At 64.5% G+C, this 14,067-nt stretch carries 15 protein-coding genes; 1 reads left to right on the top strand and 14 read right to left on the bottom strand.

Annotated features, from left to right (window positions below; translation table 11 throughout):
- Window positions 1–126: 126 nt before the first annotated feature.
- From CH290_RS05650 to CH290_RS05620, 7 genes are all read right to left on the bottom strand, one after another.
- On the bottom strand, window positions 127–228 hold the full coding sequence (locus tag CH290_RS05650) for a 30S ribosomal protein bS22 (RefSeq protein WP_003402602.1): 102 nt from the start codon (window positions 226–228) through the stop codon (window positions 127–129).
- A gap of 285 nt (window positions 229–513) precedes the next feature.
- Window positions 514–750, bottom strand: a complete 237-nt coding sequence (locus tag CH290_RS05645) for a helix-turn-helix domain-containing protein (RefSeq protein ID WP_019666513.1) — start codon at window positions 748–750, stop codon at window positions 514–516.
- A 127-nt stretch (window positions 751–877) separates the two neighbouring features.
- On the bottom strand, window positions 878–1,693 hold the full coding sequence (gene proC / locus CH290_RS05640; RefSeq protein WP_019666514.1) for a pyrroline-5-carboxylate reductase: 816 nt from the start codon (window positions 1,691–1,693) through the stop codon (window positions 878–880).
- Window positions 1,694–1,733: 40 nt separating this feature from the next.
- Complete coding sequence (locus tag CH290_RS05635) at window positions 1,734–2,564, bottom strand: thioesterase family protein (protein ID WP_019666515.1); 831 nt, start codon at window positions 2,562–2,564, stop codon at window positions 1,734–1,736.
- A 38-nt stretch (window positions 2,565–2,602) separates the two neighbouring features.
- Complete coding sequence (locus CH290_RS05630; RefSeq protein WP_170947533.1) at window positions 2,603–3,439, bottom strand: sugar phosphate isomerase/epimerase family protein; 837 nt, start codon at window positions 3,437–3,439, stop codon at window positions 2,603–2,605.
- A gap of 11 nt (window positions 3,440–3,450) precedes the next feature.
- Window positions 3,451–4,545 carry an Rv0497 family membrane protein gene (locus tag CH290_RS05625; RefSeq protein ID WP_033188651.1) on the bottom strand — a complete coding sequence of 365 codons (1,095 nt, stop codon included), beginning with the start codon at window positions 4,543–4,545 and terminating at the stop codon, window positions 3,451–3,453.
- On the bottom strand, window positions 4,542–5,495 hold the full coding sequence (locus CH290_RS05620) for a Ppx/GppA family phosphatase (RefSeq protein WP_026348041.1): 954 nt from the start codon (window positions 5,493–5,495) through the stop codon (window positions 4,542–4,544). The genes CH290_RS05625 and CH290_RS05620 overlap by 4 nt, the downstream gene beginning before the upstream one ends.
- A gap of 33 nt (window positions 5,496–5,528) precedes the next feature.
- Between CH290_RS05620 and CH290_RS05615 the strand changes: the two genes are divergently transcribed.
- Window positions 5,529–6,329, top strand: coding sequence for a DUF3109 family protein (locus CH290_RS05615; RefSeq protein WP_033188652.1), 801 nt, complete (start codon window positions 5,529–5,531; stop codon window positions 6,327–6,329).
- A 62-nt stretch (window positions 6,330–6,391) separates the two neighbouring features.
- Here the strand turns inward: CH290_RS05615 and CH290_RS05610 are convergent, their stop codons facing one another.
- From CH290_RS05610 to CH290_RS05580, 7 genes are all read right to left on the bottom strand, one after another.
- Window positions 6,392–7,417 (bottom strand): NAD(P)-dependent alcohol dehydrogenase, encoded by a 1,026-nt coding sequence (locus CH290_RS05610; RefSeq protein WP_019666520.1) that lies wholly within the window; start codon window positions 7,415–7,417, stop codon window positions 6,392–6,394.
- Between the two features lie 97 nt (window positions 7,418–7,514).
- Window positions 7,515–8,204, bottom strand: a complete 690-nt coding sequence (locus CH290_RS05605) for a winged helix-turn-helix domain-containing protein (protein WP_019666521.1) — start codon at window positions 8,202–8,204, stop codon at window positions 7,515–7,517.
- On the bottom strand, window positions 8,201–9,376 hold the full coding sequence (locus CH290_RS05600; protein WP_019666522.1) for a sensor histidine kinase: 1,176 nt from the start codon (window positions 9,374–9,376) through the stop codon (window positions 8,201–8,203). The genes CH290_RS05605 and CH290_RS05600 overlap by 4 nt, the downstream gene beginning before the upstream one ends.
- Window positions 9,377–9,495: 119 nt before the next feature.
- The gene (locus CH290_RS05595) at window positions 9,496–10,251 is read right to left on the bottom strand and encodes a phosphoglyceromutase (protein WP_019666523.1); all 756 of its coding nucleotides are present in this window, start codon (window positions 10,249–10,251) and stop codon (window positions 9,496–9,498) included.
- Complete coding sequence (locus CH290_RS05590) at window positions 10,248–11,408, bottom strand: low temperature requirement protein A (RefSeq protein WP_033188653.1); 1,161 nt, start codon at window positions 11,406–11,408, stop codon at window positions 10,248–10,250. The genes CH290_RS05595 and CH290_RS05590 overlap by 4 nt, the downstream gene beginning before the upstream one ends.
- A 143-nt stretch (window positions 11,409–11,551) precedes the next feature.
- Window positions 11,552–12,586, bottom strand: a complete 1,035-nt coding sequence (cydB, locus tag CH290_RS05585) for a cytochrome d ubiquinol oxidase subunit II (protein ID WP_033188654.1) — start codon at window positions 12,584–12,586, stop codon at window positions 11,552–11,554.
- A gap of 9 nt (window positions 12,587–12,595) precedes the next feature.
- The gene (locus tag CH290_RS05580; protein ID WP_026348042.1) at window positions 12,596–14,038 is read right to left on the bottom strand and encodes a cytochrome ubiquinol oxidase subunit I; all 1,443 of its coding nucleotides are present in this window, start codon (window positions 14,036–14,038) and stop codon (window positions 12,596–12,598) included.
- Window positions 14,039–14,067: the final 29 nt, after the last annotated feature.

Raw genomic sequence — 14,067 nt, 5'->3', positions numbered from 1 at the left:
CCGCTGGCGGCAAGCCTACTGGAATCCGCGGAAGATGCGAGGACAGTGGAAAACGCAACAAGCGGTCCCATGACACACGAAAGGCCCGACACCTCCTGCGAGGTGACGGGCCCGTCGAGACGAGATTTACTTGCCGAGTTTCCTGCGCTGAACGCGGGTACGGCGAAGCAGCTTGCGGTGCTTCTTCTTCGACATGCGCTTGCGACGCTTCTTGATCACTGAACCCATGGCGGGTGTCCTCACGTTCTTCTCTAGCGTTTCGCGCACGCAAGTTGCGTACGCCTACCTGGCAGCCTCGAACCCATCCGCCCACGTACTGCGGACCGAGCCGTCGATCCCCAAGCTGGCGCTCGGGCCTCGTTTGCCGAAGCTCGATGCAACCGACGAAGCTCTTGAAGCTCCTGGCACGAGTGTCGATATTACTCGACCACGACGAAACCTCACCTTACCGGGGTGGACCTGGTTCCACGAAACCGGCTCGGCGAGGTGTACCGCCGACGACTCTCGGGCCGCTCAGCCTGCGTCGAAGTACGAGGTCTCGAGGTAATCGTGCACAGCCTTGGCATGCACACGGAACGATCGACCCACTCGCACAGCAGGCAACTCTCCGCCGTGCACCAATCGGTACACAGTCATTTTCGACACCCTCATCAGGGTCGCGACCTCCGCGACCGTGAGGAACTGCGTTCCAGCGACAGCTGACTGTCCGTCCTGGGACGCACTCTTGACCGGCTTGTTTGCAGGCACCATCAATCCACTTACCTCCGGCACGTCTCGCGCGGCAGGCTTCCCCTCCTGCCGAACAGACACGCACGTGCTACCTGTGAGCTTAACGTGACCAATGGGGTTACTGCGACGGGTGTAGGGAACTGATTTTTTATTCTGGTGTGACGCCCATCTCAGCTGCACGATCGTTGGCTGCGGACAACGCGTCGAAGAACGCAGTCCGTAGACCGCCCTCCTCGAGCCGGCGCACCGCTGCCGCCGTCGTTCCCCCAGGTGAGGTCACTGCGTAGCGCAGCTCGGTCGGGGTGTCGTCGGAGCGATCCAGCATCGCACCCGAGCCGATCATCGTCTGAACGACGAGCGCCGACGCCACATCCCGTGGCAGCCCCAATCCGACACCGGCGTCGATCATCGCCTCGGCGACGAGAAAGAAGTACGCCGGACCGGAACCGGACACCGCGGTCACCGCGTCGAGCTGATTCTCCTTGACGACGACGACCTTGCCCACCGAGGACAGGATCTTCTCGACCAGTTCGAGGTGTTCGGTCTTGGCGTACCGACCGGGCGCGAGGACGCTGACGCCTTCGCCGACGAGCATCGGTGTGTTCGGCATGACTCGGACGACGGGAAAACCTGCGGGCAGCTTCGGCTCGAACTTCGACGTCGGGACTCCGGCGGCCAACGACACGATCAGCTGTTCACGCTCGCCGTCCAGGTCGATCTTCGCGACCTCGGTGATGACGCCGTCGACGTCGCCCGGCTTCACGGCGAGAACGATGACGTCCGCGTTCTCCGACGCCTCCGAGATCGAGGTCGTGAGGATTCCGAAGGTGGATGCGAGCTCGGCCGCCCGGGCCTCGAACTTCTCGGCGACCACCAGGTCGCGGACTGCGTGGCCTGCTTCGAGCAGTCCGGCGATCAGCGCCTCGCCGATCCGCCCGCCTCCGATTACTGCAATTCTCGTCATGGGTGACAAGCGTAGATTGCGGCCCGGGAGTCGCCGAACGCTACCGGGGCACCATCGCCAACTGCCTGCTCTGCACGACGACGTCGCCCGTCTCGTCGAGCACCAGGTGATCCTCCTCGAACCACGTTCCGCCGATGACGGTGCTGCTCGCGGCGACCCGGAGCCATCCCGGTGCAGGCTGCTTGCGCAGGTAGGTCGTCAACTGCACAGTCGGCGCCCAGCCGAACATCCCTCGGTTCATCGTCACGGGTGCGCAGATGTCGCCCGTCATCAGCGCGAACAGGGCTGCCGTGTCCACGTCGTTCTCGTCGCCCGGCCGGGGCCTGACCCACATGCGAACTTCGGGTTCGCCCTGCTGTCCCGTGAGGAAGTGCGCCGACGTCGGGTCGATCCGCATCTCGCACCCCTGTGCCAGGTGCACGATCGACGCCATCGGATGCTCGCCGCCGATCGCATCCGTCTCCGGCGGCGGCGCGGCAGGCATCGACGCCAGCGACGATTCCACCGTGTGCCGGGGAGTGTCGGTGTCCGGCCGCCCCAGGGTGACGACTGCACGAACCGCGGCACGTCCGCCCTGCGTCATCTCGACGTCGACGTGCGAGACCTGCTTTCCGCGTTTGCGAAGTACTGCGGTCAGGTGCACCTCACCCGGGTCGGGTGCGCTGAGGTAGCTGACACTGACGGCAAGTGGCTGTACTCCCTCGTCCCCCAGCTGCGCCTTCGCTGCGGCGGCGCACGTCGCCAGCATCGTGCCTCCGTGCACCTTCGGCCCGATCGTCCAGATCGAATCGATGACCGCGCCGTAGCTGCCTTCGAACTCGGATCTCTCCAGCGGGGTCAACGTCGTCGCCGCGGCGAAGGGGCTGGTCATCGGTGGCGTGCCTTTCGAATCGGGACGTACTGGTGCGCTCACGCCAGGTGGCGGCGTGCGAACGCGAGGGCCTGGCCGAGCATCGATGCTCTCTCCGGCAGAGTTCGTGCGTTCTGAGTGTTGATCTCGATCACCGCCTGCCCGCGGAAGCCGCGGCGAACCAACTCGGCGCAGACCTGTCCGCACGGCTGATCTCCGTGGCCCGGGATCAGATGCTCGTCGATCGACGCGCCCCGACCGTCGGCGAGATGCAGGTGCGCGAGCCCGTCGCCCATCCGGTCCATCATGTCGACGGCGTCGGTCCCGGCGGTCGCGGTGTGCGACAGGTCGAGGGTGTAATGCGCGTGGCCGGAATCCGTCGGATCGTACGAGGGCGCGAACGCCGACACCGCAGCCCCCGGCCCACCACGCTTGCGGAGCCTCGCCGCCGAGCCTTCCTTGCGCCCGAAGAATCGGTCCGCGCGCATCGGGAACATGTTTTCCACGGCCACCACGACCTCGGACGCGGATTCCAGCTCGGCGACCTGGTCACCGAAGCCCTCGGCGTACTTCTTCTGCCACCGGAACGGCGGATGGACGACGACGGTCGCCGCACCCAACTGCTCCGCCGTACGCACCGAACGCTCGAGCTTCGCCACCGGATCCGCACCCCACACGCGTTGCGAGATGAGCAGGCACGGCGCGTGGATCGCCAGGACCGGGACGCCGTATTTGCGGGTCAACGCCCGTACGGCCTCCGCATCCTGGCTCACCGACTCCGCCCAGACCATCAGCTCGATGCCGTCGTAACCCAACTCGGCGGCGTATCGAAACGCCGCTTCGGTGTTCTGCGGATACACCGAGGCAGTGGACAACCCGACAGCTACGCCCGACACCCGAGCGCCTGTCAGCCAGTACTCAGTTGAAACGCCAATGGACCGAGCGTCACGAACACACCGACCACAACGGCGATCACCATGCTGACGAGGTCGTCGGTGCGGCGCAGGATCCGCACGACGGCAACGAGACCGACGATCACCAGAACCGCGAGAACGAGCGCCACCCACGGCAGGACGTCCCACAGCCTTTCGAAGCCCTTGAACAACAGCGCGCCGACGACCACCGCCACAACACCCTGGCCTGCGAGCCCGAGCCACTGCTTGGCGGCATCCTTCTTCTCGGCTCTCGGCTGCGACTCGTCCGTCTCCTCGACGCTCTCGGCGGAGGCGTCCCTGTCCGGGACAGTGCTGTTCTCGGCAGTGCTGTCCTCGGCTGGAGCGTCCTCGGTGTCGGCGAGCGCTGCGACCTTCTTCACCAGGTCAGGAGTCTGCGTCGTCTCCTCCTCGGCGAGCGCTTTCTCGTCTGCGTCGTCACGTCGAGCGAACGCACGCGTCGCTGGGCTCGACGTTGCTGCCGGTGTGGACGTGACTGCCGGGCCTGCCGCCTTCGGGGGCACAACAGGCTTGGGCGTGACGTCGGTCTTCGGTTCTGCGTCCGCAGGTGTCGCGGCGGACGGCTCCGGGCGCGACGGGCGGGGACGGGCCACGAATCCGGTCGTCTGCCTGCCGGACGTGGAACGTGAGGTCTCGTCGGGCGTGCGTCGACCCGCCGCGGGCACCGGACGCTGCGACGCCGTCGAGCCGTACGGTCGCCGCTCGTCGGCCTCGTCGTGAGCTCGGTTCATCAGGTCGCCGGCTGCCGTCGTCGATCCGGACAGCAACTCGGGTTCCGGTTCGTCGGTCTCGCGCGTGCGGACCGGCGCCGGGGCCTGCGCAGGCACCTGCTTGGAGTCCGTGGCGATCACCGGGGCCTCGTCGGATGCGGGCTCGGCGCGGACGACGGGAATTTCGCCGGTCAGTTCCGCTACGGAGATGCCGCCCTTGACGCCGCGTCGACGGCGTCCACCGGTGCTCGACGACGTCGACTTCTGTCCGTTGCGAGCGAGCAGTTCGGCTACGGAGATCTGTCCGGTGTCCTCCGGATCGGTGTTGTTCTCGCTCATGTCGACCGCACCACCAGATCGCCGTCCGTTTCGGTGTCCAGCTTCCGCAAAATCAAACCTTCCCTCAGCGCCCACGGGCATATCTCGATCTGCTCGACCGACAGTGCTCGCATACTCGCCTCTGCCACCAACGCCCCGGCCACCAATTGCGGTGATCGGTCGGCGCTGACTCCTTCCAATTCTGCACGGTCGGATGCAGTCATCCTCGTTATGAAGGCTATGAGTTGCCTGAGACCGTTCGCCGTCAGCGTCCGGGTCACTCGCGGACCTGCTGCCGACGGCGCCGCTCCGGTCAGCCGGGCGAGCGACCGGAACGTCTTCGACGTTCCGACGGCACGATCAGGTTCGCCAGCGGCCAGCAGTTCCTTCGCCGGGGTCGCGAGCTCGGCGTCGAGCCAGTCACGCAGGACCGCGACGCGACGCTTGCCCGGCGGGTCACCGTCGAGCCAATCCCTGGTCAAGCGGCCTGCGCCGAGTTGAAGGGAGAACGCGACGTCGGGGTCCTCATCGGTTCCCGAGGTCAGCTCGAGCGACCCTCCGCCGATGTCGAGGTTCAGGATGCGACCGGCGCTCCACCCGTACCAGCGGCGGACTGCGAGGAACGTCAGACGGGCTTCGTCGACACCGGACAACGTCTGCAGCGCGACGCCCGTTTCACGCTGAACGCGGGCCAGAACATCGTCGCTGTTGTGTGCGTCACGCACCGCCGACGTGGCGAAGGCCATGAGCTCCTCGCAACCGGACTTCGTCGCGATCGACGCGAAGTCGCCTACCTCGTTCACCAGCCGGTCTGCGCCTTCGCGGGTGATGTTGCCGTCGGCGTCGGTGTTCTCGGACAGTCGCAGCGTGGCCTTCGACGAGCTCATCGGTGTGGGGTGACCACCGCGGTGCGCATCCACCACCAACAGATGCACCGTGTTGCTTCCGACGTCGAGCACCCCTAATCGCACAGGACCACGGTACTGGGTCTACCGTCGACACTTGTGACAGCAGGTAGTAAGCAGCACACCTTCGCCGCAGAAGTGGACCTGGATTTTCCTCGCGAATGGGTGGAATTCCCCGATCCGGACAACTCCGAACACATCATCGCCGCCGACCTGACGTGGTTGCTGTCCAACTGGACGTGTGTGTTCGGCACTCCTGCCTGCCAAGGAACCGTGGCCGGGCGCCCGGACGACGGCTGCTGTTCGCACGGCGCGTTTCTGTCCGACGACGACGACAAGAAGAAACTCGACGCGTCGGTGAAGATGCTGACGGCCGAGGACTGGCAGTTCAGGGACAAGGGACTCGGGAAGAAGGGATACGTCGAGTACGACGATCTCGAGGACGAGCAGTCGCTGCGCACCCGTCGCTACAAGGGTGCGTGCATCTTCCAGAACCGTCCGGGGTTCGCCGGCGGCATCGGATGCGCACTGCATTCGATGGCGCTGCGCAAAGGCATCGAGCCGCTGGAGGTCAAGCCGGATGTGTGCTGGCAGCTACCGATTCGCCGCACTCAGGACTGGGTGACGCGCCCCGACGGCACCGAGGTTCTGAAGACGACCATCGGTGAGTACGACCGGCGCGGATGGGGCGAGGGCGGGCACGACCTGTCCTGGTACTGCTCGGGTTCCCCCGACGCGCACGTCGGCAGCAAGCAGGTGTTCGAGTCCTACGAGCCCGAGCTGACCGAGCTGCTCGGCAAGCCCGCGTACGACGAGTTGGCGTCGCTGTGCAAGCGGCGCCGCGGCCTCGGCCTCATCGCGGTCCACCCAGCGACTCGTGAGGCCCAGCGGACGAAGTAGGCCCTCTCCCCTACGTGAGTGGATATGTAGGCCAAGGCCTACATATCCACTCACAACGGACGTCAGGGCACGATCACCGCGCGGCCACGGATCTTGCCCGCGTGCAGGTTGTCATACGCCTCGGTGGCGTTGTCCAGGCTGTACTTCTCGACGTGGATCTCGATGGCGCCGCGCTTGGCGAGCTCGACGACCTCCATCAGCTCGGCGCGCGAACCCCAGTTGATCGCACGTCCGGTGACGTCCAGTGGAACCGTCCGCTGCCCGATCGGCACCGCGCCACTTGCCACACCGATGACGACGACCTGTCCTGCGGTCGCGACCATCTTCGCGGCCAGATCCGCGGTGGGCTGGATGCCCACGAAGTCGAAGACCACGTCCGCGCCGAGGCCACGAGTGAGTCCCTTGACCGACTCGGCAGCCGCTGCGTCGGAGGTGAACGTGTGGTCGGCACCGACTTTCCTGGCGAACTCGAGCTGCTCCTCGCCCAGGTCGAGCGCGACCACCGTCGACTGCGTCAGCGCCTTGAGGATCTGGATGGCGACGTGCCCGAGACCACCCGCGCCGATCACCACGGCCGTCGTGCCGGGCGTCAGCTTGTTCAGCGCCGACTTGACCGCGCGATACGGCGTCAGGCCTGCGTCGGTGAGCGACACACTCGTCACGGGGTCGAGGTCACCCAGCGGGACGAGGTGGCGGGCGTCGTCGACGATCATGTACTCGGCCATGCCGCCGTCGCTGAAGATGCCGGGCGCGCGCATCCCCTTCTCGCAGTTCATCTCGTCGCCCTGTGCGCAGGCGTAGCAGCGGCCGCATCCCCAGGGTCCGTAGACGATGACGGATTCGCCGATCTCCACGTCGTGGACTCCACTGCCGACGGCTTCGACGACGCCTGCGACCTCGTGGCCGAGGGTCAGCGGGAGGGGCTTGAAGTAGTACTCCTCTTCGGAGACGCCCATGATGAATTCGTCGGAGTGACAGGCGCCTGCGGCCGTGACGCGAAGCAGAATCTCCGATGCACCGGGTGTGGGCTTGTCGATGTCGACGAGTTCGGGGCGGGATCCGATGGAGCGGTATTGAAGGGCCTTCATTACTTACTTCTTCCTCGATACAGTTTCATTGCAATACTTGAATGTTAAACCTTCAAGTACTACCGATTCTGCGAGGGTGAGGCCCCATCCATAGGATCTAGCCTTCGAGCTTGTAGCCCAGGCCTCGGACGGTCACGAGATGCTCCGGCTTGGCAGGGTCGTTCTCGATCTTCGACCGCAATCTCTTGACGTGCACGTCGAGGGTCTTGGTGTCTCCGACGTAGTCCGCGCCCCACACCCGGTCGATCAACTGTCCGCGGGTGAGGACCCGACCGGAGTTGCGGAGCAAGTACTCCAACAGATCGAATTCCTTGAGCGGCAACGTGATCTGTTCCGAGTTCACCAGGACGACGTGTCGTTCCACGTCCATGCGGACCGGGCCTGCCTCGAGCACACCGGTGTCCGCGGTGCCGTCGAGCTCGGCGTCGCTGCCCCGGCGGAGTACCGCGCGGATGCGGGCGATGAGCTCGCGCGCCGAATACGGTTTGGTGACGTAGTCGTCCGCACCCAGTTCCAGTCCGACGACCTTGTCGATCTCGCTGTCGCGTGCGGTCACCATGATCACCGGGACGCCGGACCGTGCACGCAGTTGCTTGCACACGTCGGTGCCGCTCATTCCCGGCAGCATCAGGTCGAGCAGCACGATGTCGGCGCCGGCCTTGTCGAACTCGGCCAGCGCGGAGGGTCCGTCGCCGACGACGGTGGCCTCGAAACCTTCCTTGCGCAGGAGAAAGGCCAGAGGGTCGGCCAACGATTCCTCGTCCTCGACGATCAAGACGTTGGTCACTGTTCTTCTCCTTCTAACGACGCGAGGTCGTCCTCTTCGAAATACGCAGGGATCTGCAGAGTGAATGTCGATCCGGTGCCGAGCTTGCTCCACAGCGAGATGCTCCCGTTGTGGTTGGCTGCGACGTGTTTGGCGATGGCCAGGCCGAGACCTGTGCCTCCTGTTGCCCGCGACCGTGCTTTGTCGACGCGGAAGAATCGTTCGAAGACCCGCTCCTGGTCTTCTTTCGCGATGCCGATTCCGCGGTCGGTGACCGCGAAGGCGACGCAGCTGCTTCGCAGTGCCCGCGACACCGATACCGGCGATCCGTCCGATGAGTAGGCGATGGCATTCTGGATCAAATTGGCGAGCGCCGTCACCAGCAGTGCCTGGTCCCCCAGCACTTCGAGGCCGCTGGGGTGGTCGGTGGTGACGGTGATTCCCGCGTTCTCGGCGGCGATCTTCGACCGATCGAGAGCTTCGTTGACGACGGTATCGACGTCGACGACTTCGAGGTCGGGCAATTTCTCGGCGCCTTGGAGGCGGGAGAGCGCGATCAGCTCCGTCACCATGTTGCCGAGGCGCTTCGACTCCGCTACGACCTTTCCGCCGAAGTGGCGGACCGAATCGGGGTCGTCGGCGGACTCGAGCAACGCCTCGGCCAGCAGACTCATGGCGCCGACGGGCGTCTTGAGTTCGTGAGAGACGTTGGCGACGAAGTCCCTACGGGTCGCTTCCATCCGAACCTGTTCGGAATCGTCGTCGGCGAACAGCACGACGAAGCGTTGGTCTTCCTTGCTCAGCATCCGAGCCACACACCGTACGGCCATGCGATCTCGGCTGGTGGTGGTGCGGGCGTCCTTGGAGCTGATGTCGACTTCGACGGGGTGGCCGTCGGCGAGGACCTTCTGTGCGGCTTCCCATGCACGGTCGTCGATGAGGCGGTTACGCACCAGACCGAGCTCCTCGGCCCGTGGGTTGGACAGGACCACGTCGTGAAAGCGGTCGACGACGGCGATGCCGCTTTCCGACGCCAGGATGATCAGATCCAGTACCTGCGACATCGTCAGTCCCGACGTTGCGCGTGCGCGTTCGGAGTGACGTGTCGCGAGATAGGGGATCAGAACACCGCCGACGAGATATCCGACGAAGGCCGTGGCGATAGCCAGCAGTACGGCCGATGCAACACTCACACCGGAATCGTACGTTCGATGGACACCTCACATACGCAGGGTGCAGGCATTTCCCTGGTCGTCATAGTCCTCGTCGGCAGTGTTCTTCGATCGTTCACCTGCTGTTTCGGACCGGGGCCTTACTTGCCGCCCTGATTGGCGACCGCGGCGGCTCCTGCGGCGGCGGCTTCGGGGTCGAGGTATGTTCCGCCCGGGTTCGACGGCACCAGCTTGCCTTCGCCGTCGACGAAGTCGTACTGCAGGGGAATGCCCGTCGGGATGTTGAGGCCGGCGATGTCGGCGTCGGAGATCTCGTCGAGGTACTTCACGAGAGCGCGCAGCGAGTTGCCGTGTGCGGCGACGAGCACGTTCTTGCCCGCCTTCAGTTCGGCGACGATGACGTCTTCGAAGTACGGGATGAGCCGGTCGACGACGTCCTTCAGGCACTCGGTGAGTGGAACGCTGTCGAGGTCTGCGTATCGGGGATCGCTGTCCTGGCTGAATTCACTGCCTACCTCGATGGGCGGCGGCGGGGTGTCGTAGCTGCGACGCCACAGCATGAACTGCTCGTCGCCGTACTTGTCCTTCGTCTCAGCCTTGTTCAGTCCCTGCAGCGCGCCGTAGTGACGTTCGTTGAGTTTCCAGTCGCGGACGACGGGGATCCAGTGCCGGTCCGCGGCGTCGAGGGCGATGTTCGCGGTACTGATCGCGCGACGCAGCAGCGAGGTGTACAGCACGTCGGGGAGCACTCCTGCTTCCTTCAGCAGCTCACCTGCGCGCTTGCCCTCTGCTTCGCCCTTGTCGGTGAGGCGAACGTCCTGCCACCCGGTGAACTGGTTCGACGCATTCCATTCGCTCTCGCCGTGGCGGAGCAGAATCAAGGTTCCGATACTCATGAGGAGAGTTTCTCATGCCCGGTTTCGTGGTGCGCCGCGTCGACGGGACGGTGTACGACGAGCACTGCCACGATCACCGCCATCACGACGGCCGTCAGCGTGATCGGGATGGGAATGACCGGGTCGAGGAGGACCAGGAGGGCGCCGACGGGAACGACGGTGTTGACGACGCGATCCGCGTTGCCCTTGATCGCGATGAACCAGATGCCGAGGACGAACACTGCGATGGGCACCGTCACGGTGAACGATGCGGCGACGTCGCCGAGTTCGCTGTGATGGGTCAGCACGTCGATCTCCACTTCGATGCCTGCCGAGAACGCGCCGGCCGCGGCGAAGATGAAGTAGTGCATGTAACCGTAGGTCAGTGACGTGCCGAATCCACCGATCGCACGGTGATGAGGCGGCCAGAAATAGATCCACCACAGTCCGGCGGTGACCACGAGCGTCAGCACCGAGATGGAGATCAGTGGCGCGAGCGCGGTCTCGTCGTGGAGAGCTTCGATGATGGCGTTGGCCGACGCGAGAAGTGATTCGCCGAGGAGGATGAGCGTGAACAGTCCGTATCGCTCGGTGATGTGATGCGGGTGCCACGGTGTTGTGCCACCGGACTTCTCGGCGACGACGGGAATCGAGATCTCCAGTGCCGCGAACACCACGAACAGAACGATCTGCACCGGACTCTGCGGGACCAGCAGCCACAGAACCCACAGCACTTGAACGGCCGTGATACCGGACGCGTAGATCAACGCCGTCTTCCGGTGCTCGGGCGCCCTCGACGCTCGAATCCACTGCGCCACCATCGCGATACGCATCACGACGTAGCCCAGCACCGGAATCGTGAAGTCCTTGTCGGTGAACGCCGGTTCGATTCCCGCGGCAAGCACGAGCACGCCCGCCATCTGCACCACCGTCAGTACGCGATACAGCCAATCGTCGGTGTCGAACGACGTCGCGAACCAGGTGAAGTTCATCCATGCCCACCAGATGGCGAAGAACACCATGAGGTAGCTGGCAATACCGTCGAGGACGTGGTTCTCGGTCAACGCGTGATGCAGCTGAACCGCCGCGATACTGACGGCGACCACGAACACCAGGTCGAAGAACAACTCCAGCGGACTCGCGGCGCGATGCGGTTCTGCTGCGTCACGCGGGCGCATGGGGTTGAGCCTGAACTTACTCGTCGGTTGGTTCACAGGCGTCGACGATAGGCCAGAGCAGACCGAATTGTCTTGTGCTGCACACGTTTATCGGACATTTCGGGCGAAAGCCCTGACCTGGCACCCCTTCTACAGAAACAGGGTCAGCTACGCCCCGCCCATTTCAATCCGTGGGACTGTCCGATGGCGGTGCTGGAGATGCGCTGACGGAAGACCCAGTACGTCCATGCCTGGTACAGGATCACGACGGGCGTCATGAAGGCGGCGACCCAGGTCATGACGGTCAGTGTGTACGGGCTGGACGACGCGTTCGCGATGGTCAGGTTGTAGGCCGGGTCGAGGGTGGACGGCATGACGTTGGGAAACAGCGACGCGAACAGCAGTGTCACGGTACTGACGACGGCGATCGACGTGAGCGCGAAGGCACGTCCTTCCTTCTCGTCTCGGGTGAAGACCACGACGCCCAGAAGGGCTGCCGCGGCGAGGCCGACGAGGATCCAGGTCCATCCCTTGCCGTACGCGATCTGGGTCCACAGTACGAAGGATCCGGCGATCGGCACGGCAGGTACCGCGAGCCTGGCTGCGATGGCGACTGCGTCCTCGCGGATCTCGTCGGCCGATTTCAGTGCGAGGAACACCGCGCCGTGGAGTGCGAACACCACGGCGGTGGTGACGCCGCCCAACAGGGCGTACGGATTCAGCAGATCGAAGAGGCTGGACACCACTTGCTTCTGCGCATCGATCTCGACCCCGCGCACGATGTTGGCGAAGGCGACGCCCCACAGCACGGCCGGAACCCATGACCCGAAGACGATCCCCCAGTCGCATCGTCGGCGCCAGTTGTCGTCGTCGATCTTCGCGCGCCATTCGATCGCGACGATCCGCAGGATCAGGGCCACCAGGATCAGCAGCAGCGGAAGGTAGAAGCCGGAGAACAGGGTTGCGTACCAGTCCGGGAAGGCTGCGAACAGTGCGCCGCCCGCGGTGATCAACCAGACCTCGTTGCCGTCCCACACCGGTCCGATCGTGTTCAATACGACCCGACGTCGAACGTCCGGCGGGATATCGGTGCGCCGCCCCACGATCGGCATCAGCATTCCGACGCCGAAGTCGAAGCCCTCCAGCAGGAAGTAGCCGACGAAGAGTACTGCGACGATCACGAACCACATCTCGGCCATCGTCGCCTCCTAGTACTCGAACGAAAGTTGCTTCGGTTCAGCAGGATCCGGCGGTGTTCTGTCGTGATCCATGGGGCCTTCCTTCGCGTATCGGATCATCAGCTTCAGCCACACGACGCCCAGTGCCCCGTACAGCAGCGTGAAGGTGACGATGGAAATCCACACGGTTGCGGCGGAATGCCCGGACACACCTTGGTCGACGGTCAACCGGATCATGTCCACGCCGGTCGGGTTGGGGTGCACCATCCACGGTTGTCGGCCCATTTCGGTGAAGATCCAGCCGGCGCTGTTGGCGAGGAACGGCATCGGTATCGCGATCAACGCCAGCCACGAGTACCAGCGCTGATCGGGCACCCGCCCGCGCCTGGTGACCCACAGCCCGGCGAGCGCCAGCGCGGCCGATCCAGCGGCGAGCCCGATCATCATTCGGAACGACCAGTACGTGACGAAGAGATTGGGTGTGTAGTTGCCCGGTCCGAATTCCTGCTCGTACTGCTCCTGCAACTGTTCGACGCCTTGCAGTGTCACTCCGGAGAATTTGCCTTCCGCGAGGAACGGGAGCACGAAGGGTAATTCGATTACCGATGTCACGCTGTCGCAGTTGTTGTGCGTGCCGATCGTGAGGACCGAGAAGTCGGGGTCGGTCTCGGTGTTGCACAGCGATTCCGCCGACGCCATCTTCATCGGCTGTTGCACGAACATCAGCTTGCCTTGCGAGTCCCCCGTCCACGCCACGGCGACGCCTGCCACGACCATCACCAGCAGCGCGAGACGTGTTGCCGGACGGAACAGTTCACGAGCTTCCTGTTCGCGGCCCCGACGCATGTTTCGCACCATCCACCAGCCGGAGATACCGGCGACGAAGGTTCCGGCCGTCAGGAATGCGCCGGCGATGACGTGTGGATAGGCAACCAGCGCAGTGTTGTTCGACAGCAGGTCACCGATCGAGGTCAGCTGCGCCCGGCCGGACTCGGCGTTGTACTCCGCGCCGACGGGATGCTGCATGAACGAGTTCGCGACGACGATGAAGTATCCCGACGCGTTCACACCGATCGCGACGAGCCAGATGGTCGCGAGGTGGACGCCCCGAGGCAGTCGTTCCCAGCCGAAGATCCACAGTCCGAGGAACGTGGATTCGAGGAAGAACGCGACGAGACCTTCCATCGCCAACGGAGCACCGAAGACGTCGCCGACGAACCGCGAGTACTCACTCCAGTTCATGCCGAACTGGAACTCCTGAACGATTCCGGTGGCGACGCCGAGCGCGAAGTTGATCAGCAGAAGCTTGCCGAAGAACTTGGTGAGCCGGTACCAGGAGTCCTTCCCGGTGATCATCCACATCGTCTGCATGATCGCGACCATCGGCGCGAGACCGATGGTCAGCGGCACCAATACGAAGTGATAGACAGTCGTGATTCCGAACTGCCACCTCGATAGATCCAAAGCGTCCATTGCCACTCCAGCCCGCAGGTTGGTGGTGA

It is taken from the genome of Rhodococcus sp. 06-156-4, assembly GCF_002259345.1.
Classification (GTDB): domain Bacteria; phylum Actinomycetota; class Actinomycetes; order Mycobacteriales; family Mycobacteriaceae; genus Rhodococcoides; species Rhodococcoides fascians_E.
The sequence above is the reverse complement of the archived record's forward strand: the minus strand, read 5'-3'. Positions and strand labels throughout refer to the sequence as shown.